The organism is Agromyces sp. NPDC052230, from assembly GCF_040679595.1.
GTDB lineage: Bacteria > Actinomycetota > Actinomycetes > Actinomycetales > Microbacteriaceae > Agromyces.
Window position 1 is genome coordinate 373,497 of record NZ_JBFAVC010000002.1, and the last position, 20,710, is coordinate 394,206.

Annotated in this window: 25 protein-coding genes; 11 read left to right on the forward strand and 14 right to left on the reverse strand. The window is 68.2% G+C overall.

Annotated features, from left to right (window positions below; all coding sequences use genetic code 11):
- Positions 1 to 11: 11 nt before the first annotated feature.
- From AB0K73_RS06990 to AB0K73_RS07000, 3 genes are all read right to left on the reverse strand, one after another.
- A complete protein-coding gene (locus AB0K73_RS06990) occupies positions 12 to 989 on the reverse strand; it encodes a serine hydrolase domain-containing protein (protein WP_360511998.1) in 978 nt (325 codons plus the stop codon).
- A gap of 20 nt (positions 990 to 1,009) precedes the next feature.
- A complete protein-coding gene (locus AB0K73_RS06995; protein ID WP_360512000.1) occupies positions 1,010 to 1,591 on the reverse strand; it encodes a CGNR zinc finger domain-containing protein in 582 nt (193 codons plus the stop codon).
- Positions 1,592 to 1,910: 319 nt separating this feature from the next.
- Complete coding sequence (locus AB0K73_RS07000) at positions 1,911 to 2,159, reverse strand: hypothetical protein (protein WP_360512002.1); 249 nt, start codon at positions 2,157 to 2,159, stop codon at positions 1,911 to 1,913.
- Between the two features lie 22 nt (positions 2,160 to 2,181).
- Here AB0K73_RS07000 and AB0K73_RS07005 point away from each other — a divergent pair, with 22 nt between their 5' ends.
- Positions 2,182 to 2,655 (forward strand): MarR family transcriptional regulator, encoded by a 474-nt coding sequence (locus AB0K73_RS07005; RefSeq protein ID WP_360512005.1) that lies wholly within the window; start codon positions 2,182 to 2,184, stop codon positions 2,653 to 2,655.
- 131 nt (positions 2,656 to 2,786) lie between these two features.
- On the opposite strand, the gene AB0K73_RS07010 is transcribed toward AB0K73_RS07005, so the two are convergent.
- Positions 2,787 to 3,101, reverse strand: a complete 315-nt coding sequence (locus AB0K73_RS07010) for an NIPSNAP family protein (protein WP_360512008.1) — start codon at positions 3,099 to 3,101, stop codon at positions 2,787 to 2,789.
- 196 nt (positions 3,102 to 3,297) lie between these two features.
- Here AB0K73_RS07010 and AB0K73_RS07015 point away from each other — a divergent pair, with 196 nt between their 5' ends.
- Complete coding sequence (locus tag AB0K73_RS07015; RefSeq protein ID WP_360512010.1) at positions 3,298 to 4,065, forward strand: SDR family oxidoreductase; 768 nt, start codon at positions 3,298 to 3,300, stop codon at positions 4,063 to 4,065.
- Between the two features lie 111 nt (positions 4,066 to 4,176).
- Here AB0K73_RS07015 and AB0K73_RS07020 read toward each other — a convergent pair whose 3' ends face one another.
- From AB0K73_RS07020 to AB0K73_RS07030, 3 genes are all read right to left on the reverse strand, one after another.
- Positions 4,177 to 4,782: a dihydrofolate reductase family protein gene (locus AB0K73_RS07020; protein ID WP_360512013.1), complete on the reverse strand. Its 606-nt coding sequence runs from the start codon at positions 4,780 to 4,782 to the stop codon at positions 4,177 to 4,179.
- Positions 4,779 to 5,621 (reverse strand): metalloregulator ArsR/SmtB family transcription factor, encoded by an 843-nt coding sequence (locus tag AB0K73_RS07025; protein WP_360512015.1) that lies wholly within the window; start codon positions 5,619 to 5,621, stop codon positions 4,779 to 4,781. The genes AB0K73_RS07020 and AB0K73_RS07025 overlap by 4 nt, the downstream gene beginning before the upstream one ends.
- A gap of 245 nt (positions 5,622 to 5,866) precedes the next feature.
- Positions 5,867 to 6,496 (reverse strand): TetR/AcrR family transcriptional regulator C-terminal domain-containing protein, encoded by a 630-nt coding sequence (locus AB0K73_RS07030; protein WP_360512017.1) that lies wholly within the window; start codon positions 6,494 to 6,496, stop codon positions 5,867 to 5,869.
- A 57-nt stretch (positions 6,497 to 6,553) separates the two neighbouring features.
- Between AB0K73_RS07030 and AB0K73_RS07035 the strand changes: the two genes are divergently transcribed.
- Positions 6,554 to 7,357, forward strand: coding sequence for an alpha/beta hydrolase (locus AB0K73_RS07035; protein WP_360512019.1), 804 nt, complete (start codon positions 6,554 to 6,556; stop codon positions 7,355 to 7,357).
- A gap of 75 nt (positions 7,358 to 7,432) precedes the next feature.
- Here the strand turns inward: AB0K73_RS07035 and helR are convergent, their stop codons facing one another.
- Positions 7,433 to 9,577, reverse strand: a complete 2,145-nt coding sequence (helR, locus tag AB0K73_RS07040) for an RNA polymerase recycling motor ATPase HelR (protein WP_360512021.1) — start codon at positions 9,575 to 9,577, stop codon at positions 7,433 to 7,435.
- Between the two features lie 188 nt (positions 9,578 to 9,765).
- On the opposite strand from helR, the gene AB0K73_RS07045 reads away from it, so the two are divergent.
- Together AB0K73_RS07045 and AB0K73_RS07050 are read left to right on the forward strand one after the other, a co-directional pair.
- Positions 9,766 to 10,116 carry a metalloregulator ArsR/SmtB family transcription factor gene (locus tag AB0K73_RS07045; RefSeq protein WP_360512024.1) on the forward strand — a complete coding sequence of 117 codons (351 nt, stop codon included), beginning with the start codon at positions 9,766 to 9,768 and terminating at the stop codon, positions 10,114 to 10,116.
- Between the two features lie 2 nt (positions 10,117 to 10,118).
- Positions 10,119 to 10,730: an SRPBCC family protein gene (locus AB0K73_RS07050; RefSeq protein WP_360512027.1), complete on the forward strand. Its 612-nt coding sequence runs from the start codon at positions 10,119 to 10,121 to the stop codon at positions 10,728 to 10,730.
- Between the two features lie 51 nt (positions 10,731 to 10,781).
- Here the strand turns inward: AB0K73_RS07050 and AB0K73_RS07055 are convergent, their stop codons facing one another.
- Positions 10,782 to 11,171 carry a VOC family protein gene (locus AB0K73_RS07055; RefSeq protein ID WP_360512030.1) on the reverse strand — a complete coding sequence of 130 codons (390 nt, stop codon included), beginning with the start codon at positions 11,169 to 11,171 and terminating at the stop codon, positions 10,782 to 10,784.
- Positions 11,172 to 11,272: 101 nt separating this feature from the next.
- Between AB0K73_RS07055 and AB0K73_RS07060 the strand changes: the two genes are divergently transcribed.
- Positions 11,273 to 12,214: a WYL domain-containing protein gene (locus AB0K73_RS07060; RefSeq protein ID WP_360512033.1), complete on the forward strand. Its 942-nt coding sequence runs from the start codon at positions 11,273 to 11,275 to the stop codon at positions 12,212 to 12,214.
- Between the two features lie 3 nt (positions 12,215 to 12,217).
- Here AB0K73_RS07060 and AB0K73_RS07065 read toward each other — a convergent pair whose 3' ends face one another.
- The gene (locus tag AB0K73_RS07065; protein ID WP_360512036.1) at positions 12,218 to 12,550 is read right to left on the reverse strand and encodes a hypothetical protein; all 333 of its coding nucleotides are present in this window, start codon (positions 12,548 to 12,550) and stop codon (positions 12,218 to 12,220) included.
- Positions 12,551 to 12,617: 67 nt separating this feature from the next.
- On the opposite strand from AB0K73_RS07065, the gene AB0K73_RS07070 reads away from it, so the two are divergent.
- A complete protein-coding gene (locus AB0K73_RS07070; RefSeq protein ID WP_360512038.1) occupies positions 12,618 to 12,923 on the forward strand; it encodes an SDR family oxidoreductase in 306 nt (101 codons plus the stop codon).
- A 22-nt stretch (positions 12,924 to 12,945) separates the two neighbouring features.
- Here the strand turns inward: AB0K73_RS07070 and dhaM are convergent, their stop codons facing one another.
- Genes dhaM through dhaK form a run of 3 tightly spaced genes read right to left on the reverse strand, consistent with a single transcriptional unit; the run spans position 12,946 to position 15,349 of the window.
- A complete protein-coding gene (gene dhaM / locus AB0K73_RS07075) occupies positions 12,946 to 13,689 on the reverse strand; it encodes a dihydroxyacetone kinase phosphoryl donor subunit DhaM (RefSeq protein WP_360512041.1) in 744 nt (247 codons plus the stop codon).
- 1 nt (position 13,690) lies between these two features.
- A complete protein-coding gene (gene dhaL / locus AB0K73_RS07080; protein WP_360512044.1) occupies positions 13,691 to 14,338 on the reverse strand; it encodes a dihydroxyacetone kinase subunit DhaL in 648 nt (215 codons plus the stop codon).
- Positions 14,339 to 14,347: 9 nt separating this feature from the next.
- Complete coding sequence (gene dhaK / locus AB0K73_RS07085; RefSeq protein ID WP_360512047.1) at positions 14,348 to 15,349, reverse strand: dihydroxyacetone kinase subunit DhaK; 1,002 nt, start codon at positions 15,347 to 15,349, stop codon at positions 14,348 to 14,350.
- 220 nt (positions 15,350 to 15,569) lie between these two features.
- Here dhaK and AB0K73_RS07090 point away from each other — a divergent pair, with 220 nt between their 5' ends.
- Positions 15,570 to 16,343 (forward strand): MIP/aquaporin family protein, encoded by a 774-nt coding sequence (locus tag AB0K73_RS07090; RefSeq protein WP_360512050.1) that lies wholly within the window; start codon positions 15,570 to 15,572, stop codon positions 16,341 to 16,343.
- A gap of 103 nt (positions 16,344 to 16,446) precedes the next feature.
- Complete coding sequence (gene glpK, locus AB0K73_RS07095) at positions 16,447 to 17,967, forward strand: glycerol kinase GlpK (RefSeq protein WP_360512053.1); 1,521 nt, start codon at positions 16,447 to 16,449, stop codon at positions 17,965 to 17,967.
- Between the two features lie 76 nt (positions 17,968 to 18,043).
- Here the strand turns inward: glpK and trpD are convergent, their stop codons facing one another.
- Positions 18,044 to 19,096: an anthranilate phosphoribosyltransferase gene (trpD, locus tag AB0K73_RS07100; RefSeq protein WP_360512056.1), complete on the reverse strand. Its 1,053-nt coding sequence runs from the start codon at positions 19,094 to 19,096 to the stop codon at positions 18,044 to 18,046.
- A 129-nt stretch (positions 19,097 to 19,225) separates the two neighbouring features.
- On the opposite strand from trpD, the gene AB0K73_RS07105 reads away from it, so the two are divergent.
- Both AB0K73_RS07105 and AB0K73_RS07110 read left to right on the forward strand, forming a co-directional pair.
- Positions 19,226 to 19,864, forward strand: a complete 639-nt coding sequence (locus AB0K73_RS07105; RefSeq protein WP_360512060.1) for a heme-copper oxidase subunit III — start codon at positions 19,226 to 19,228, stop codon at positions 19,862 to 19,864.
- Positions 19,865 to 19,915: 51 nt separating this feature from the next.
- Entirely contained in the window at positions 19,916 to 20,707 is a 792-nt protein-coding gene (locus AB0K73_RS07110) for a c-type cytochrome (RefSeq protein WP_360512062.1), read from the forward strand.
- Positions 20,708 to 20,710 lie beyond the last annotated feature (3 nt).

Genomic DNA, 20,710 nt, shown 5'->3' on the forward strand with positions numbered 1-20,710 from the left:
CGGACGCCGGTTCAGACCCCTGACACGACCGCATTGTCGAGTTCGTCCAGATTCACGCCCGGGCGTATCGAGAGGTTGGTGAGCAGCACGAACGCGACTCCGGCCGTCGGGTGCACCCAGAACTCGGCGCCCGACCATCCGCCGTGGCCGTAGACATCGCGATCGATGAGCCCGGGCGCGCGGGTGCGAAGATTCCAGGTGAAGCCCCAGTCCTGCCCGCGTTCCGCGGTGTAGGGATCCAAGCGCGGGATGTCGCCGGTGAGCGGGCGACGCATCATCGCGAGCGTCGCGGGGCGCACGATCTCGCCGGCATCCCGAAGCAGCGCCGCGGCGATCTGGAGCAGGTCTTCGGCGCGGCCGATGAGTCCAGCGCCCGGATGACGCAGCGCGACGAATTGCTGCAGATTCAGTCCGTCGTCGGCGGCGTCGGCGATATCGTGCGGATTCGACGCCTCGTCGAGCGTGAGTCCGGTGGCGCCTACCGGACTCACGACGTCGGCGACGGCAGCGTCCCAGGTGCGCGCTGTGCGCGCATGGATCATGCGAGCGATGCCCTCGAACGCGATCGTGGAGTACCGCGACGCGCTGCCTGCGGCGAAGTCGCGTGGGCCGAGGAGTCCTGCCTCGAGACCTTCGGCGGTGTCCATCGGCGGCTCGGCGATGCCCGAGGTGTGACTTGCCAGGTGCCGCAACCGCACCACGTCGTCCCGATCACCCCCGAACGTCGGCACGTCGTCCTGCAGTGGGGTCTCAGGGGTAGCGAGCCCTGCCTCGATCATGCGCGCGGCGGCGAGACCGACGAGGGGTTTCGTGATCGAGAACAGCCGGTAGTGGTCCTCCACGCGTGCAGGGCGGGTGCCGGTCGTACCGAACGCGTCGACAGCCTCGATGCCGGAGGCCGTTACGACTCCGAGCACGGCGGTCGGCAACGCGCCTGAATCGACCTTACGTCGTGCCCAGTCGAAGGCATGGGTGAATGGCGCGGACATCTCAGCTCCTGATATCTCGGTTACTGCGGCTGGTGGGGTGCGGCGATGGACTTGCGCCGGCGGTATGCGCGGCGTGACTTCTCTCGGCTTCCGCAGACGCTGCTGGCGCACCACCGGGAGGCGTGGTTCTTCGAGTGGTCGTAGAACAGCCAGCGGCACCTGTCGCGCGCACACACCTTGAGCCGCGACCAGGTCCCGTCGTCCATCGACAGGCGGACTGCATCGACGATGGGGGCAAGCGCGCGACCGATCGGTGTCGTGCCGACGATCGTGGGAATCCCACCGAGAACGACGACTTTGAGTTCGAGGTCGTCGACGACGGCCGCGAATTCGTGCGCGACCGGGTGCGTCGGATGGTCGCGGACGTCGACCATGTCCCGTATGGCCTCGCGCAGCCCGATCGCGACCGCCCGGTCGGACTCGTGCAGGCCGGTCTGAGCCAGGCCGACGCTCTGAAACCACCGGGCCATGGATCGGACGGTGGCGAACTCGTCGAGCTCATCGGCCTCGATGTCGATGCTGTTCACGAAACCCTGCACGACAGCCAGCCGGCCCGGAGCGGGCGCACGACCTCCGGGCTGTTCGGCGTCTTTGGCGAGCACGAGAAAACCCTACCAGCAAACGCCGTTTACTGGAGTGAATTCATGACGAGCGAACACACATTGATGATGAGTGTGTCGGACACCGGCCCCGGAACTCGCGAGCGACCGCTCCGTGACCGAGCAGCACCGCAGCGAGAAGCGGAGACGCTCGAGGTCGAGGCGGAACTGCGAATGCTCGCCCGTGACCTCGACGCTGCTGCGCGGCTCGGCGACCAGGCGGGTGGCGCGTTCGCGGTTCATCGTCCTTCGGGTGGCGAGTTCGACGGATGCCGCCCCCGTCCATTCCCGATCTACGGCGGGGTGCGACCGCTCGGCCGAACTACGCGGCCGGCTTCGGGCAGTAGAGCTGCGTGCGCTCGCCGGTGCGGTCGACGCGGTGCTGATCCATCGGCGCGCTGCAGATCGGGCAGCGAGGATCGGCGGGCGGAACATACGGGGCCTCAGGTCGGCCGATGCCGATCTGCGCCGGCCCGGTGAACATGTACACGACCCGGTTGAGCCGGTTGAAGAATCCGCGCTTGCCGACGAACGGGTTCATGCTGTCGAATCCCGATTCCGTATGTGCCATAACAGTTAGTATACTAACGATTATGAGACGCGTGACCACGGCAGAGCTCGGCGGCGATGTGCTCTCGCTCGAACGTCAGCTCTGCTTCGCGCTGGCCGTGACGTCGCGATCGGTGATCGCGGCGTACCGGCCGATCCTCGAACCACTCGGCCTGACGCATCCGCAGTACCTCGTCATGCTGACGCTGTGGCAGCGGCAGCCGCGATCCCTGCGGGAGATTGCCGTCACACTGCGTCTCGAACCCGCCACGCTCTCACCGCTGGTGAAGCGGCTCGAGGCCGGGGGACTGGTGGCACGGGCGAGGTCCGCCGATGACGAGCGTCAGCTGGCACTCAGGCTCACGCCAAAGGGGGAGGCGTTGCGTCACGACGCCGAACAGGTTCCGGACAAGGTGGTCGAGTCGCTCGGCGTCGACGTCGATGAACTCATCGACCTGCACGCGCGGCTGACCTCGATCCTCGAGCGCATCGCACCGTACCCGACCGAAGCGGAATGAGCGGCACACCTGGTCGAGCCCGTGCGGCGCGCCGGCGGATCCTTCGATGAGGAGCGTCGCGGACAACCCGGTCGCCACACTCAATCGTGCCGTCGCACAAACCTGGGTGCATTCGACGGACCGCGCCGTTCTCAGTCTTGGGTGGCGAGGAGCGGGCGCATGAAGCTGCGGTCGTAACGGAGGACGCAGCCGCTTTCGTCTCGAATCTTGTCTGCCGCGATGAAGTCCGGATCGATTCCGAACAACTGGCGGTAGTCCTCGTAGTCGGCGAGTGATGGGAACGAAAACAGGGCGAGGGCTCGGTCGCTCGCCCCTTCGCTGGGCAGGAAGTAACCGTGGTGGGTTCCGCCATGTCGGTCGACGAGGGAGATCCACGCTCGGGCGAACTGCTCGAAGTCTGCGATCTTCGTGGGGTCGATCGTGTACTCGACGACGCAAGTGATCATGTCTCCCAAGCTAGAACAACACGAAGGGCAGACGGGTGGTCGGGACATCCGCCACCTGACCGCCGCTCGTGAAGGAAGTGCTCGCATGCGTGGCGCCATACCGAAGGGCACGGCCCCGGATGTCACAAACGGTCGCGTTCTGCCGTCTCATGTTCGGGTTCTGAGCGAACTCAACCACTCGAACAAGGAGCTGAAGATGAGCGAACAGACGGCGCAGCGAAAGATCGCGCTGGTCACCGGAGCGAACAAGGGCATCGGGCGTGGGGCCGCGGAGCAGCTCGCGGCGCTCGGAATGACGGTGCTGATCGGGGCGAGGGACCCGCAGCGCGGTGAGGAGGCCGCGGCATCCCTGCGGGCGGCAGGCGGCGACGTGCAGGCGGTCACGCTGGATGTCACGGAGCCTGACAGCATCGCCGCAGCCGCGCAGCAGCTCGACGAGCGCTTCGGTCATCTCGACGTGCTGATCAACAACGCCGGGATCACCGGGTCAGGGCGGGTCTCACCCATGGACGCCGTCGACCAGATCCCGAGCACGGTGGACGTGGACATGGTTCGAGCCGTGTTCGAGACCAACGTCTTCGGGGTGATCGCCGTGACGAACGCGATGCTGCCGCTGCTGCGGCAGTCACGAGCTGCGCGGATCGTCAACGTGAGCAGTGAGGCCGGCTCTCTCGCTCTCAACAGCATTCCCGGGGGGCCGCTGTCGTCGCTGCCGGCATCCGCGGCGTACTCGCCGTCGAAGACGGCGCTGAACGCGGTCACGGTGCAGTATGCCAACGACCTGCGGAAGGACGGCATCCTCGTCAACGCCGTCACGCCCGGCTACGTCGACACGGACATCAACGATCACAACGGATTCATGACCGTCGCGCAGGGTGCAGCACCGATCGTGCGTCTGGCCACGATCGATGATGACGGACCCAGCGGTGGCTTCTTCAGCGAGGCAGGTTCCGTTCCCTGGTGAGATCGGCAGTGGAGCGCGGCGGGTCGCCGCGCTCCACTCGAAGCGAAACGCGTCGCGGGGGAGAAGTGGCGGCGCCGTTCCGAGGAGACACTCCGTCGCGCTCGGTGTTCCTCAGGCAGCGTCGCGCAGCCGGTCGTAGGCCAGGGAGATGACACCGTGTTCGTCGGTTGCCGTGGCGGCGAGCTTCCATGTCGTTGACGGAAGCCCCACTTCGAAAAGGCGGGCACCACCCCCGAGAATCTCCGGGAAGACGATGAGTGAGAGCCGGTCGACGCGATCGGCAGCGAGCAGCGCCTTGATCACACTGGCGCTCGCGAACACCACGATGTCGCCGCCCTCCTCGGTCTTCAGCCGGTCGACGACGTCTTCGGCGGGCTCGTCGAAGACACGGGTGCGTTCCCATGGTGCCTCGCGGAGGGTGCTCGAGAGCACGACCTTCTCGACGTCTCGGAGCCAGGCGCCGTAGGCCCGGTCTCGGGGGTCGGCGTCCGCTTGATCGGCGACCGTCGGCCAGTAGCTCATGAACCCCTCGGCGTTCGTTCGGCCGAGGAGTGTCGTCGTGGCCGGCTCCCAGAGTCTGGTGAGGTGATCGCGAGAGATGTCGAGCGTCACGTACGGCATCGCCCAGCCGAAGTCCTGCGGGCCACCCGGACCGATGTAGGAGCCGTCGATGCTCAGGCTGGTGTTCACGACGACACGGCGTTCGTTGGCGTTCAATGTGCTTCCTTACTACTCATATCGGTGTTCGCAGCGACGGTCGCGGCGAGCTTGTCGAGGGTCTGGTTCCAGCCCAGCTGGATGCCCGCGATGAATTCCGCGGAAGGAACCGTGCTGTCGTTGATCCGCAGCCGAACTTCGAGATCGGTGTTCTCGCCTGCATCTGCGAGCGAGTACGTGTAGTGCGCGGTGAATGCGGTCGTGCCATCGGGCAGCACGGGGGAGAGGCGGAATTCCAGGAGCTCCGCTTGCTTCGCGGCGTCGATCACTCCCTCGGACCGGCCGATCACGCCGTCGTCGCCCGAGTGGTCATCGACGTCGGCGTACACCTGCACGAGACGGTCGCCGGCCTCGGTGCCGAACTCGACATGCGCAAGCCGCAGATCGTCAGTCGTCCACCATTCGGGGAGTAGCGACGGCTCGGTCAGGTGACGCCAGACGCTGTCGCGGGACGCCGCGAGTGTGCGGCGGAACACGTACTCTCGTTCGTCGGCCCAGTGGTCGCGGTCGGCAGCGAGGGTCTCGGCCTCAACCGCCGTGAAGTACTGGTCGAACGCATCTCGACCTGCCCGGTGGGTTTCGGCGAGCGCCGCGACTCGATCCAGCTCGGTGACAACAGCCCGGAGCGCCTCGATCTGCAGCGCGAAAATGCGTCGATGCCCGGAACGGCGGGCGATGACGAGTCCCGCCCGCTCCAGCGTCTGCAAGTGCTTGGTCGCCTGCGGCTGTCGCAAACCGGCCAGATCGGCGACGACGCCGACCGAGCGCGGCCGCTCCGCGAGCAACTCGACGATGCGGAGCCGGGCGGGGTCCGCGAGCGCAGAGAGTTGGTCGTTCATGCCTTAACTATTCACTTTTGTGAATAGTTAAGTCAAGGGGTCCGATGTCATTGCTCTCTCGTCACCGCGACGCAAGAAAAGCTCCCGGCGGCCTCCGCAAGGCCGCGTTCACCGACGATCCCATTGCGCCCCGAACATCGTGCTGAGAGAAGGCGTGTGAGATGCGACATCCGTGTGCGTGAACAGGTAGGCCGATAATGCACATTATGTCGGTTCGCCCATTTCCAAACATGCTGGTCGCCCACTCACCGGCGTCGGGTCGCGTGAATGCCGGCGATGATCACATCGAGTCCGCGCTCGAACGCACCATCCCCGAGGCTGGAGGCACCCTCTCGCAGGGCGGCGGCGATCGTGGGCGGAACCGAGGGCGGCTCGAGAGGCACAGCGTCCGACGATCGCATTGGTCGCTCGGCCTGCTCCTGCATGAGGAAGCCGAGGGTGAACTGCGAGAGGGCCGCAATCGCGGCGAAGGCCTCCGACGGAGTGAATCCGGCGATGACGAGTGCTTCCAGCTCGGCATCGAGATCCGTGATCGTCTCGGCGGACAGTGACGTCACGCCGGAGACGAGCATGACGCCGTCCCGATGGGAGCGCACCGCGTCACGATAGCCGTGAGCTCGACGCCGCAGCCAGGCCTCCCACGATTCGCCGGCCCTCGGCGGCCCCATGCCCGCATCGCGGATGATGCGATCGGCCATGGCGTCGAGCAGTTCCCGCTTGGTTCGCACGTGCCAGTAGAGCGCGGGCGACTGGACGCCCAACTCGTCCGCCAGCCGGCGTACGGTGAACCCATCCAGCCCCACCTCATCGAGGAGGCGCAACGCCGCGTCGACGAGCAGGTCGCGAGTGATGCCGGGGCGGATTCGAGCAGTCATATCCATTCGAGCTTAGCAGTGCTAAACTCACCACTTAGCACTGCTAAGGAGGATGGGATGTTCACGACCGCGGCCGCAGACGGTACCCAGATCGAAGCCGAGGACATCGGGCGCGGGCCGGCGGTCATCGTCGCGGGCCCGGGGTCTGACTCGGGCACGTCCTGGAGCGCGGTCGCCGAGCAACTCGCCGGCCGCCTCCGCGTGCTCCAGCTCCACCGGCGCCAATACCGACTCGACCTGCGACAGCCAGGCGGCGTGACGATGGCGGTCGAGGCATCCGACCTCGTCGACGTGATCACCGCAGTCGGTCCACCTGTCGTCGCAGTGGGGCACTCGTCGGGCGGCGTCGCGCTCCTGGAGGCGATGCTCCGCGCTCCCGAAGCCTTCCTCGGCGCATGCCTCTACGAGCCGGCCGTGACCATTGCCGACGAGCCGTGGGACGAGCCGCTGGGGGCGGCGCTTCGCGCGATCGAGGCGAACCGGCCCGGGCGCGCCATGACGATCTTCTCCCGCGACATCGTCAAGATGCCCGGATGGATCTCCACGGTCGGGGGTGCACTCGTCGCCGCGACCCCACGATACCGTCGGCTGGCACCAGCACAGATCTACGACACGAAGGCCATCCACGATCTCGGAAACCGGCTCGATGCCTATCGCGCCATCGCGCTACCCGTCCTGCTCATCTCCGGCGAGCGAAGCCCAGCACATCTCGGCGAGCGCATCGACGCCCTCCTGAGTGTGCTTCCGAACGCCGAGAAGTCAGTCCTGCACGGCACGGGACATACTGCGAATCGGCGGGCGCCGAAGCAACTCGCCGAGGTCGTCGGCGCGTTCGCCGAACGAATGTACGTCACCCGCTGACGTGGCGGGAGCCGCTCCCCCGTGATCTCTCCGAGGCCCACTACCCCGGCGCACGCTCAGCGCGGCGCTCGGTCGTCACGGGCTCGTGAGGATCACGAGCTGCTCCGTCGCCCGGGTCATCGCGACGTATCGATCGACGGCACCCTCGATCCCTGATCCGAATGACTCCGGATCGATGAGCACGACGAGATCGAACTCCAGTCCCTTCGAATGCTCCGGTCGCAACGAGCGCACGCGCGACGTCGATTCGAACGACGAGCTCCCGATCACGCACGCGATTCCCTCAGGATGCGTCGCGAGCCAGGCCTCGAGAATCGAGTCCAGCTCCGAAGCGGCGGCGTGCACGACGGCACGTCCGTTGCTCCGGATGGAGGTCGGCACGTTGGCATCGGGAAGCACTGCCCGGATCACCGGCTCGGCCTCGGTCATGACCTCTTCCGGCGTGCGGTAATTGATGCTCAGCGAGGCGACCTCCACCTGCCCGAGGCCGACTCGCCGCAGGCGCTCCGGCCAGGACTCCGCGAACCCGTGCCGAGCCTGGGCGCGGTCCCCCACGATGGTGAAGCTTCGAGACGGGCATCGGCGCAGCAGCATCTGCCACTCCGCGTCGGTGAGTTCCTGGGCCTCGTCGACGATGACATGGGCGAACGGACCGGCGAGCACGTCGGGGTCGATACTCAGAAGGCCCCCGTCATCGTCCAGGGTGTTCTGGAAGTCCTGCCCGCGAAGCATCGTCATCACGAGCATCTCGGAGTCGTCAGCGGCGATCAGGTCATCGACCACATCGTCCATGAGCTTCCGATCGGCGGCGAGCGCCGTCTCTCGCCGGCGTCGCAGGCGAGCGGCGTCCGGGTCGCCGATCCGCTGTCGAGCCGCATCGAGGAAGGGCAGATCCGACACCGTCCAGGTCCGCGCCTCCGAGCGCTGCAACATGCCGACCTGCTCAGGATCCAACCACGGAGCACACCTCCGCAGGTAGGCGGGCACCGTCCACAGGTCTCCCACGACGCCGGCCGGGTCGAGCAGCGGCCACGCCTTCGCGAATGTGGTGGCGAGCTCCTCGTTCTGCAGCAGTGCGCGGCGCACCAGGTGAGGCGGAACCTCCTCGTCCTCGAACTGGTCGATCAGGATGTCGAGCAGCGCCTCCCACACCTCATCGCGAGCTTCGTTGTGGGCGGTGCCGGGCTCCGCCGCACTGAAGGCCTCGGCCCACTCCCCCGGACCGATCCAGAGGTCGGCCCAGGGCGTCTCGATGGTCAGTTCCTCGGTCGGCGGCTCCTCGTAGAACCTGACGGCCGCCTCGATCACGCCGACCAGCTCTCCCGAGGACTTGAGGAGCGCGACATCGGGTTCCGCCTCAGGTCTCGTCGCCGCCCCTTCGACGACGAGGTCGTTGAGCGTGCAGATCTGCACGCTCTCCTCACCGAGGCTCGGCAGCACGTCGTCGACGTACGCCAGGTAGGCCGGGGTCGGGCCGACGAACAGCACTCCCCCGTGGCTCGGCGCCAGTCGCGGGTCGGCGTAGAGGAGATAGGCCGCTCGATGCAGTGCGACCACGGTCTTGCCGGTGCCCGGCCCCCCGTCGACCACCAGCGCGCCGCGGGAGCCGGCGCGGATGATCGCGTCCTGGTCCGCCTGGATGGTGCTCAGCACGTCCCGCATGCGGGGCGATCGGCTACTGCCCAGGCTGGCGATGAAGGCCGACTGGTCGTCGAGCGCCGCGTGCCGCGCGAAGCCATCAGGGGTGAACACCTCGTCCCAGTAGTCGCTGATCCGGCCCCCGGTCCACCGGTACCTTCGGCGGCTCACGAGGCCCATCGGCTTCGCGTGGGTCGCGGCGAAGAAGGGCTCGGCCGCGGGCGCCCGCCAGTCGACCAGGAGACGTCGGCCGCTCGCATCCGTGAGTCCCCGACGACCGATGTAGACCGTCTCGCCGTCCTCGCCCACGATGCGGCCGAGGCACAGGTCCAGGCCGAACCGGCGCAGCAGGCGCAGCTGCGCGGTCAGACGATGGATCTCGAGGTCGCGATCCATCGCCGCCTGTCCGGTGCCGCCGCCGGACTTCCGCTCGGTGTCGAGGCGCCGGGTGAGCTCGGCGGTCGACTCCCGAATGCGCTCGGCGATGGCCTCGAAGTGTCGCTCGTCGTCGGCGATCAATGACGGGTCGGCCTTGGCGGCGAGTCGATCGGGAAGGTTGAAGGCGCGCTGATTCGCAGTCACGATCGACGATTCTCGGGCACGACCCCCGTCTTGCGGCAAGCCCCCCACCCGCCGTTAAACTGGAAATGCAAGGACGCATCGAAGCTCAGGATGCCGCGTCGCCGATGGCGTCGAACCGCATCCCGAATGGTCGCCGAATGTGTATATAAGTCTGGACTTAACTAAGTTGCGGCTGATACTCTCCCCCTGTGCACGCGTTCGACATCCTCGGAGACCCGGTCCGCCGGCGGATCCTCGAGTTGCTCCTCGAGGACGAGCAGTCGTCGGGTCAGATCGTGGCTGTCATCGCCTCGGAATTCGGCATCAGCCAACCCGCGGTCTCGCAGCACCTGCGGGTGCTCCGCGAGAACGGGTTCGCGCGCGTCCGCGCGGAGGGTACACGCCGCCTCTACGCCGTGGAGGCCGCTCCCCTGCAGGACGTCGATCGCTGGCTCGAGCCGTTCCGTGCCTTCTGGAACCAGCGGCTCGACGCGCTCGGCACCGAGCTCGCCCGGGGGCGCCGTGACGATCGCAAACCTCACTCCTCGAAAGAAGACTGACCATGTTCGACCTGTTCGAAGAGCTCGCCGCCATCCACCGTTCGGTGGTACGCGACGAGGCGGCCGAGACCGTCTCGGTGACCGTGGCCCGAACCTACGATGCCGACCGCGACGACGTGTGGGATGCGTTGACCAACCCCGAGCGCATTCCGCGCTGGTTCTATCCGATCACCGGCGAGCTCGTGCCCGGAGGCACGTTCCAGCTCGAGGGCAATGCCGGCGGTGAGATCCGCCGATGCGACCGTCCGACGGCGTTGCAGGTGACGTTCGGCGCGCCCGACAGTGTGCTCGACGTCCGCCTGGCCGCCTCGGGCGACGGCACGACGCTCGAGCTCGTCCACACCGTTCCGATCGCCATGGCCGGAAGCGGCGCCGGCGCGCTGTTCGTCGGCCCAGGCTGGGACGGTGCGCTGCTCAGCCTCGGCATCCAGCTCCGCGGTGAGTCTGCCGGTGACCCGCTCGAAGCGGCCAACTCCCCCGAGGTGATCGAGTTCAATCGCGGCTCGATCGACCGGTGGACCGAGGCCGTCGAGTCGTCGTCGACGGCCTCGGCCGAGGAGATCGCCGGCGCACGCGAGGCCGCCGTCGCCCAGTACACCGTGGTGCCTTCCTGAGCTGACGGATGCCCCGGCCCGGATGCCCCGGACCAGGGCGGCCCCGGGCGGTCAGGCGCCGGCGAGCACGTCGAGGTAGTGCTGGTTGTACATGACGCCCAGCACGTTTCCGAAGGGATCGACGACGGCCGCGGTCACGAAACCGGGCCCGCGTTCGATGGGCGGCTGGTAGGTCGTGGCGCCGAGTTCGAGCAGACGCTCGTAGGTACCCTGCAGGTCGTCGACGTGCCAGTAGACGATCTCGCCACCCGGCTGCTCGGGACCGTTCGCGCGGTACTTCGCGTCGATGATGCCGAGCTCGTGCTGGTGGTCCCCGACTCGGAACTCGAGGTACCCGGGACGCTCGTAGTACGGCTCGATGCCGAGCACCTCCGAGTGCCAGGCGGATGCTGCGGCAAGGTCGGATGCGTAGTAGTTGACGGTGGCGAATCCTCTGAGCATGACGTGCTCCTCCGGTGTGTTTGTCGGTGTCGATCTGTTGAATCCATCCTCGAGCGCAGAAGTGCTCATCTCATGACTACTTTTCAGGCGAGAATCGGAACATGCGCGCTGACCGTCTCGTCGCCACCCTGCTCACCCTGCAGGCTCGCGGGAGGGTGACCGCCGCCCAGTTGGCCGAGGAACTCGAGATCTCGGTCGCCACCGCACGCCGCGATCTCGAAGCACTCTCGGCCGCGGGCATCCCCGTCTACCCGCAGCCGGGCCGGGGTGGCGGCTGGCAGCTCCTCGGCGGTGCACGCACCGACCTCAGCGGACTCACCGCCCCCGAGGCGCGAGCGCTGTTCCTCCTCGTCGGCCCGGCGGCATCCGTCGACCCCGATGCCAAGGCGGCGCTGCGCAAGCTCGTGCGCGCCCTGCCGGAGACCTTCCGAGCGGATGCCGCATCCGCCGCCGAGGCGATCGTCATCGATCCCGACGACTGGGGCAGACCGGCCACCGAGCGCCCGGCGCTCCTTTCCGTGCTCGAGTCGGCCGTGGTCGCACGCCGCCGGGTGCGTCTCCGATACGCCGCCTGGAACCGGGACCCGGCCGACCGGCTCGTCGACCCCTGGGGCCTCGTGCGCAAGCATGACCGCTGGTACCTGCTCGCCGGGGTCGAGGGGGCGGAGCGCACCTACCGTGTGGATCGGATCCTCGAGGCCGAGGTGACGGATGCGCCGGCCGAACGCCCCGACGGACTCGATCTCGCCGAGGTCTGGGAGCGGGTCACGGCGGCGGTCGACGAGCAACGCGCCGCCGCCACCGCGACGATCCTCGTCGACACCGGCATCGTGCCGCTCCTGAGCACCCAGTTCGGTCAGCGGGCCGTCGACGACGAGCCGGTGGATCCCATCCGTTCACGGGTGCGTGTGACCGCCCCGACCGAGCAGTTGCTCGCCCGTGGGCTCGCCGGCTGGGGCGAGTACGTCGAGGTGCTCGAGCCGGCCTCGGTGCGCGACGAACTGCGGCGCCTCGGCGAGGCGCTCGTGCGCAGGAACGCGTGACGCTCAGCCCGGCGAGCTGCGCTGCTCGAACTTCTCCCGCCGGCGGCCGGAGGCCGGCATGCCGAGTTCATTGAGCGGACCGGTGTCCTCGCGCTCGGGCAACCGTTGATCGGTCGGGCAGATGAGCACCGTGCTCGGCGTCGAGTGATCGACGACGTGCTCGAACATGGGATGCCCGCAGATCGGGCATGCTCGCTCATCGAGCGGCGTGGTGTCTTCGTCGCGGTCGTCGACGATCGGCGGTGGCCCGAACGCGGGCATCAGGGCCCGGTCGACGCGATCGAAGAATCGTGTGAACGTGTTGCCCTCAGGCGGGCTCGCCTCTTCGCGTGCCATGGCCCTGATGGTACGCCCGCTCCCCCGGCCGCGCCAGAGCGCCGAGTCCGCGGCATAGGCTGCCATCATGGAGCCGAACGACGCGTCCCGCCCGGTCACGATCATCACGGGCGGGAGCCGCGGCATCGGCGCAGCGATCGCCGAGCGACTTGCCGCCGACGGGCACGACCTCGTCTTGACCTACCGCGATCGGACGCGCACCGAGATCCATGCCGCCGCGGGACGGCCGAACGCGCCCGAGGAACGCGCCCCGCGCATCCCCATGCGACGACCGGGCGAGGTGCATGAGATCGCCGGTGCAGTTGCGTACCTCTTCTCGGCGGATGCCTCGTACACGTCGGGCGCCGACATCCGCGTCTCAGGCGGGAAGTGACGCCGAGCCTGCGGGCCGGGGGCTAGTGCTCGCCGAACCCCGACTCCGCCAGGGCGGCGATCGCGTCGACGGCCGCTCGGCCGTCGGGGTCGTCGGTCGCGATGTCGACCGTCGCACCCTTCGTGAGCCCGAGCGACATGATGCCGAGCAGGCTCTTCGCGTCGGTGCCGTTCACGGTGACCTTCTGCGAGAACGTGCTCGCGAGCTTCACGAGCTCGGCGGCCGGGCGGGCGTGCAGGCCGTCGGCGTTGACGAGGGTGATCCGTCGGTGATGAGCAGCCGCGGCCGGCTCGGCGCCGGAGACCACGGCAGCAGTTGCCTCCGCACCGGATGCCGCGACACCGTGGTCCCCACCGGCATCCGTGACACCGGCATGGCCCCGTGCGCTCTCCGCGGCGGCGACCACCCGGTCGAGGTCGTCACCTGCCTCGGCGGCCACCGCGGCGGCGACACCGCCCTCCACGAGGGGGGCATCGACGATGCGCACCCGGTCGCGCTGCTCGTCGTCGAGGAAGTCGAGAGCCGTCTCGGCCGTGAGGATCGCCGAGCCGAGGTCGCACAGCACGATCACCCCGGCGCCCGCATCCGCTTCGGCGATGCCGGCGCTGACGAGGTCGAAGCTGGTGCCGATACGCCCGTCGTCGGTGCCACCCGCGCCCACGAGGGTCGCGGTGGGCGCCATCTGCCTGGCGAGCTCGACCAGCCCCTCGGCGATGCGTGCCGAGTGCGAGACGAAGACCACGCCGACTCTGCCGGATACCGCCACCTCAGGCTCCCGCGGCGCCGGATGCCGCTTCGGCGGCCGCGCGAAGCAGCAGGGCCGTCGACTGGGCACCCGGATCGCGGTGTCCCGCCGACCGTTCTCCGAGGTAGCTCGCCCGTCCCTTGCGGGCGACGAGCGGGATGGTCGCATCCGAACCCGCCGCCGCGGCATCCGCTGCCGCCTCGAGCACGCCCGCGACATCCGACCCGTTCGACGCGGCCGCCTCTGCGGCATCGACCGCCGGTGTCCAGGCGTCGACCATGGTCTTGTCGCCCGACTCCGCCTTGCCGCGCAGCACGATGCCGTCGCGCGCGGCGGTGAGCACGGCCGCGATCGCCGGGCCGTCGAGCGAGGTCGCCGAGCCGGCGGCGACAGCGCCCTTGAGGTAGGCCGTGCCGTACAGCGGACCGGCCGCGCCGCCGACCGTGGAGATGAGCGTCGTCGCGACCAGCTTCAGGACATCACCGGGCGTCGACCCCGCAGGGAGGTCGTCGAGCTTCGGCAACACTGCCTGGAATCCGCGATCCATGTTCTCGCCGTGGTCGCCGTCGCCGATCTCGCGGTCGAGCGTGATCAGCTCGATGCGGTGCTCGGCGATGACGTCCGCGCTCCGCCTGACCCAGTCGACCGCCCAGGTGATGTCCAACGCCACAGTGCTCCCCTATCGTCCCCACCGGAGTGCCGCCGTCTGCACCGGGGCATCCCACAGTTCGATCATCTCGTCATCGAGTCGTAGCACCGTGATCGACATCCCCTGCATCTCGAGCGAGGTGATGTAGTTGCCCACGAGCGAACGGGTGACCGTGACGTTGCGGCCCTGCAGCACCTCGTCGGCGCGGCGGTAGGCGACGTAGAGCTCGATGAGCGGCGTACCGCCCATGCCGTTCACGAACAGCAGCACGCGGTCGCCGTCGGCGGCGCCGAGGTCGTCGAGCACGGGTTCGATGAGCCGGTCCACGAGCTGGTCGGCGGACTCCAGATTGATGCGCTCGCGGCCCGGCTCGCCGTGGATGCCGATGCCGACCTCGATCTCGTCTTCGGCGAGCGTGAAGCTCGGTTCGCCGGCGTGCGGCACGATGCACGGCGTGAGGGCGAGCCCCATCGATCGCACGTTCGCGTTCACCCGCTCGGCGATCTCGGCGACCTGGTCGAGCGAGTCGCCGCGCTGGGCCGCCGCACCGGCGATCTTCTCGACGAGCACTGTGCCGCCGACGCCGCGACGACCCGCGGTGTAGAGCGAGTCCTTCACGGCGACGTCGTCGTCGATCACGACCGCACGCACGGTGATGTCCTCGGCCGAGGCGAGGTCGGCGGCCGTCTCGAAGTTGAGCACGTCGCCCGTGTAGTTCTTCACGATATGGAGGACCCCCGCACCGCCGTCGACGGCCTTCGTCGCGGCGAGGATCGGGTCGGGCGTCGGCGACGTGAAGACCGCGCCGGGTACCGCAGCGTCGAGCATGCCGAACCCGACGTACCCGGCGTGCAGCGGCTCATGACCGCTTCCGCCGCCGCTCACGATGCCGACCTTGCCGCCGACGGGCGCGTCGGCGCGGATGACATGGATCGGGTCCATCGCGACGCGCACGATGTCGGCGTGGGCGAGTCCGAAGCCGGCGACCGACTCGTCGACGACGCGCTTCGGATCATTGATGATCTTCTTCACGGGTATCCCTTTCCCCATTGCTGCCGCACGTCGAGCGGCCGTGCATCGACGTCGACGCAGCACTCCCCCGTCAACCTACGCCCGCGCCGCAGGCGGCCGGAAGGGCCTCCGCGGAAATCGGAGGAACCATTCCCACCTGAACGCTCCCTGAGTATGGTGGGCTGTGTTCCGCCCCTCGGCGAAGCCCGGTGGGCCAAGCGAAAAAGGATGGAAGGTCAACGTGGACGATCTCGGTGTGCTGTTCCTCTCCGAACTGGTCGGAACCGCGATGCTGGTGCTCCTCGGTTGCGGGGTCGTCGCCAACGTCGCCCTCGCGAAGACGAAGGGCTTCGGCGGAGGGTTCCTCATGGTGAACTTCGGCTGGGGCTTCGCGGTCTTCGCCGGTGTCATCGTCGCCTATGCCTCAGGCGCGCACATCAACCCGGCGGTCACGCTCGGCCTCGTCGCGAACGGCGCCACCGAGTTCGGCAACCCGTCGTTCGGCACCACGGTGCCGGTCGAGGTGCTGTCGGTGCTCGCCTTCATCGGCGCGCAGCTGATCGGCGGCATCCTCGGTGCCGTCATCGTCTGGCTCGGCTACAAGCAGCACTTCGATGACGAGCCCGAGCCCGCGCCCAAGCTCGGCGTGTTCTCCACCGGTCCCGCGATCCGCTCCGTGCCGTGGAACCTCATCACCGAGATCATCGGCACGTTCGTGCTCGTCTTCGTGGTCATCGGCTTCGGCCGCCAGGGGGATGCCTCGGGCCTCGCGTCGCTCGGCGCACTGCCCGTCGCCCTGCTCGTGGTCGGCATCGGCGCGTCCCTCGGTGGTCCCACCGGGTATGCGATCAACCCGGCACGTGACCTCGGACCCCGCATCGCGCATGCGATCCTTCCCATCCGCGGCAAGGGCTCGTCCGACTGGTCGTACTCGTGGATCCCCGTCGTCGGCCCCATCGTCGGCGGTCTGCTCGCCGGCTGGGCCGCCATCCCACTCCTGCCGCTGCTCGGGTGAACCCGGCGGGGCCGGTCCACGAGGACCGGCCCCGCTGCGTTTCCGCAGGCACACCCTGCCTCGCCGACGCCGGCGAGGCATCCGAACCATCTGAGAGGAAGTCATGGCTGACTACATCCTGGCGATCGACCAGGGCACGACGTCGTCGCGCGCGATCATCTTCGACAAGCGGGGCTCCATCGTCTCGACCGGACAGCTCGAGCACGAGCAGATCTTCCCCAAGGCCGGATGGGTCGAACACGACCCGATGGAGATCTGGCGCAACACCCGCGAGGTGATCGGCCAGGCCCTCGGCAAGGCCGACCTCACGCGCCACGACATCGCCGCAGTGGGCATCACCAACCAGCGCGAGACCGCCGTGGTGTGGGACAAGAACACCGGCGAGCCCGTGTACAACGCCATCGTCTGGCAGGACACCCGCACCCAGCCGATCGTCGATCGCCTCGCGGCCGACGGCGGCGTCGAGCGCTTCAAGCAGGACGTCGGCCTCCCGCTCGCCACGTACTTCTCGGGCACGAAGATCGTGTGGATCCTCGAGAACGTCGAGGGCGCGCGCGAAAGGGCCGAGGCAGGCGATCTGCTGTTCGGCACCACCGACTGCTGGGTCCTCTGGAACCTCACGGGCGGCACCGAGGGCGGCGTGCATGCGACGGATGTCACGAACGCGAGCCGCACGATGTTCATGGACCTCGCCTCCCTCGAGTGGCGCGACGACATCCTCGCCGCCTTCGGCGTGCCGCGCTCGATGATGCCGGCGATCAAGGCGTCGTCGGAGGTCTACGGCACCGTCGAACCCTCGAGCCTGCTGCGCGAGGTGCCGGTCGCGGGCATCCTGGGCGACCAGCAGGCTGCCACGTTCGGGCAGGCCGCGTTCGATCCCGGCGAGTCGAAGAACACCTACGGCACGGGCAACTTCCTCATCTTCAACACCGGTGAGGAGATCGTGCATTCCAAGAACGGGCTCCTCACAACGCTCGGCTACAAGCTCGGCGATGACAAGCCCCACTACGCACTCGAGGGCGCCATCGCAGTCACGGGCTCGCTCGTGCAGTGGGTGCGCGACAACCTCGGGCTCATCTCGAGCGCAGCCGAGATCGAGGAACTGGCGAAGACCGTCGACGACAACGGCGGCGCCTACTTCGTGCCGGCGTTCTCGGGGCTGTTCGCGCCGTACTGGCGACCCGATGCCCGTGGCGCGCTCGTCGGCCTCACCCGGTACGTGCACAAGGGCCACATCGCTCGGGCGGTGCTCGAGGCGACCGCCTTCCAGACCCGAGAGGTGCTCGACGCGGTCAATGCCGACTCGGGTGTCGACCTCACCGAGCTGAAGGTCGACGGTGGCATGATCGCGAACAACACGCTCATGCAGTTCCAGGCCGACATCCTGGGCGTGCCCGTGGTGCGTCCGGTCGTCGCGGAGACCACGGCCCTCGGTGCCGCCTACGCCGCGGGCCTCGCGGTCGGATTCTGGTCGGACCTCGACGAGCTTCGCGCCAACTGGCAGGAGGACTCGCGGTGGGAGCCCAAGATGGATCCCGCGGAGCGCGACCGTCAGATGCGCCTGTGGAAGAAGGCCGTCACGAAGACGTTCGACTGGGTCGACGACGACGTGTCGCACGGCTGACGCCCCACGACGGACACGAGAGGCCCCGCGACATCCGCGGGGCCTCTCGTCTGTTCGCGACCAGATGGAGGCGCGCTCACCGCCGGGTGGCGGTGATCCACTCCTCGAGCTTGCGCTCGGCGGCGCCGCTGTCGATGGCCTCCTCGGCCACGGCGAGCTTGTCGTGGAACCGGTCGAGCACGGCGCGCTGGAACTGCGTGGGGTCCTTCGCGAGCTCGAACGCCGCGAGTCCGGCGGCCGCATTGAGCACGACGATGTCGCGCACGGGGCCGCGTTCGCCCCCGAGCACACGGTGCACGATCGCCGCGTTGTGCGCGGCGTCGCCGCCCACGAGCTCCTCGATGGTCGTGCGCTTGATGCCGAGTTCGCGCGGGTCGAGGTCGTGCTCCTTGACCATGCCGCGCGAGACCTCCCAGATGTGGCTGTGGCCCGTGGTCGTGAGTTCGTCGAGGCCGTCGTCGCCGCGGAAGACGAGCGCCGTGGCCCCGCGGGTCTGGAAGACGCCGACGATGAGGGGCACGCGGTCGAGGTTCGCCACGCCGACCGCCGACGCCTCGGGTCGTGCCGGGTTGCACAACGGCCCGAGGAAGTTGAACACCGTCGGCACGCCGAGCTCGGATCGCACCGGCCCCGCGTGGCGGAAGCCCGGATGGAATGCGCCGGCGAAGGCGAAGGTGATGCCGGCCTCGCCGAGCACCTCGGCCACCCGCTCGGCGGGCAGCGCGAGGTCGAGCCCGAGTGCGGCCAGCACGTCGGACGAGCCCGACGACGAGCTCGCGGCCCGGTTGCCGTGCTTGATCACGGGGACTCCGGATGCCGCAGCCACGACCGAGGCCATGGTCGACACGTTGACCGTGCCGAACCGGTCGCCGCCCGTGCCCACGATGTCGAGCGCCATCGGGTCGACGGGGAGCGGAACCGCGTGCTCGAGCACGGCATCGCGGAAGCCGACGATCTCGTCGACCGTCTCGCCCTTCACGCTGAGTGCGATGAGGAACCCGGCCAACTGCGCGGGGGTGACCGTGCCGGTCATGACCTGTTCCATGCACCACGCCGCATCCGACACGCTGAGGTCCTCGCCCTCCAGGAGCGCGGAAATGATCGTCGGCCAATGCTGTCGGGTGGGCATGGAATGATCCTACGGCCCCGATTCTGGGCGGATTCCCGGCTCCGGCACTCCGGAATCTCGGGACACGTCGACGCGGGTACGGACACAGGTGTCCGGCCTGACGAAAACTCAGGCGCGATTTCAGCCATAATGGTGTGCGTGACGAGCACCTCAATCACTTATCAGGCGAGCGCGCCCGTGATCAAACGACCGAACACCGTCGCGGTGGGCACGATCGTCTGGCTCGGCAGCGAGGTCATGTTCTTCGCTGGTCTGTTCGCGATCTACTTCACGCTGCGGTCGATGTCGCCCGAGCTGTGGGAGTTCGAGGCGAATCGCCTGAACTTCCCGTTCTCGCTGACGAACACGATCATCCTCGTGCTGTCGTCGTTCACGTGCCAGTTCGGCGTGTTCGCGGCTGAGCGCCTGCAGCCCTACTCCACCGGCTGGAAGCCGACGCAGTGGGGCATGGTCGAGTGGTTCTTCCTCACCTACGCCATGGGCGCCATCTTCGTCGCGGGTCAGATCTGGGAGTACGCCACCCTCGTCTCCGAGGGCATCGCGATCGACTCGAACGCCTACGGCTCCGCGTTCTACCTCACCACCGGCTTCCACGGCCTGCACGTCACGGGTGGTCTGATCGCGTTCCTCCTCGTCATCGGCCGCGTGTTCGCGGTCAAGAACTTCGGCCACCGCGAGGCCACGAGCGCCATCGTGGTGTCGTACTACTGGCACTTCGTCGACGTCGTCTGGATCGGCCTGTTCCTCGTCATCTACGTCCTCAAATAAGTCCGCAGCAGGAGCGCCACGAACAGCATGACCGTGAACAGGAAGAAATCGATGAACCGCTCGAAGCGCACCGGCCGCCGGAGTCCGATCGCCACCATCGCACTGCTGGCGCTCGGCCTGGTCTTCACCGGTGGGGCATATGCGGCGCTGAGCACCGGCTCGGTGGCACAGGCCGAGGCTGAGCCCAACTCGCAGGAGACGATCGAGGAGGGCAAGAAGCTCTTCCAGGCGAACTGCGCAACCTGCCACGGCCTCGATGCGCAGGGGTCCTCCGAGGGCCCGAGCCTCATCGGCGTCGGCGCGGCATCCGTCGACTTCCAGGTCGGCACGGGCCGCATGCCGATGCAGATGCAGGGCCCGCAGGCGCAGGTCAAGCCGCCGCAGTTCACCGATGAGCAGGTCAAGCAGCTCGCCTATTACGTGGCGTCGCTCGGCCCCGGCCCCGACATCCCCGCCGACAGCCTCGTCAACGGCGGCGGCGATGCGGCCAACGGCGCCGAGCTGTTCCGCATCAACTGCGCGATGTGCCACAACGTGGCGGGCGCCGGCGGTGCGCTCACCGAGGGCAAGTTCGCCCCCGCGCTGACGGATGTCTCGGGCGTGCACATCTACGAGGCCATGGTCACGGGCCCCCAGAACATGCCGGTGTTCAACGACCTGAACATCTCGCCCGAAGACAAGCGCGACATCATCACGTACCTCAAGTACGTCCAAGACAACCGCTCCCCCGGCGGTTTCGAGCTCGGCTCGCTCGGTCCGGTCGCTGAGGGCCTGTTCATCTGGATCTTCGGTCTCGGCGCGATCGTCGCGATCACCGTGTGGATCACGGCGAAGTCCAACTAGCGC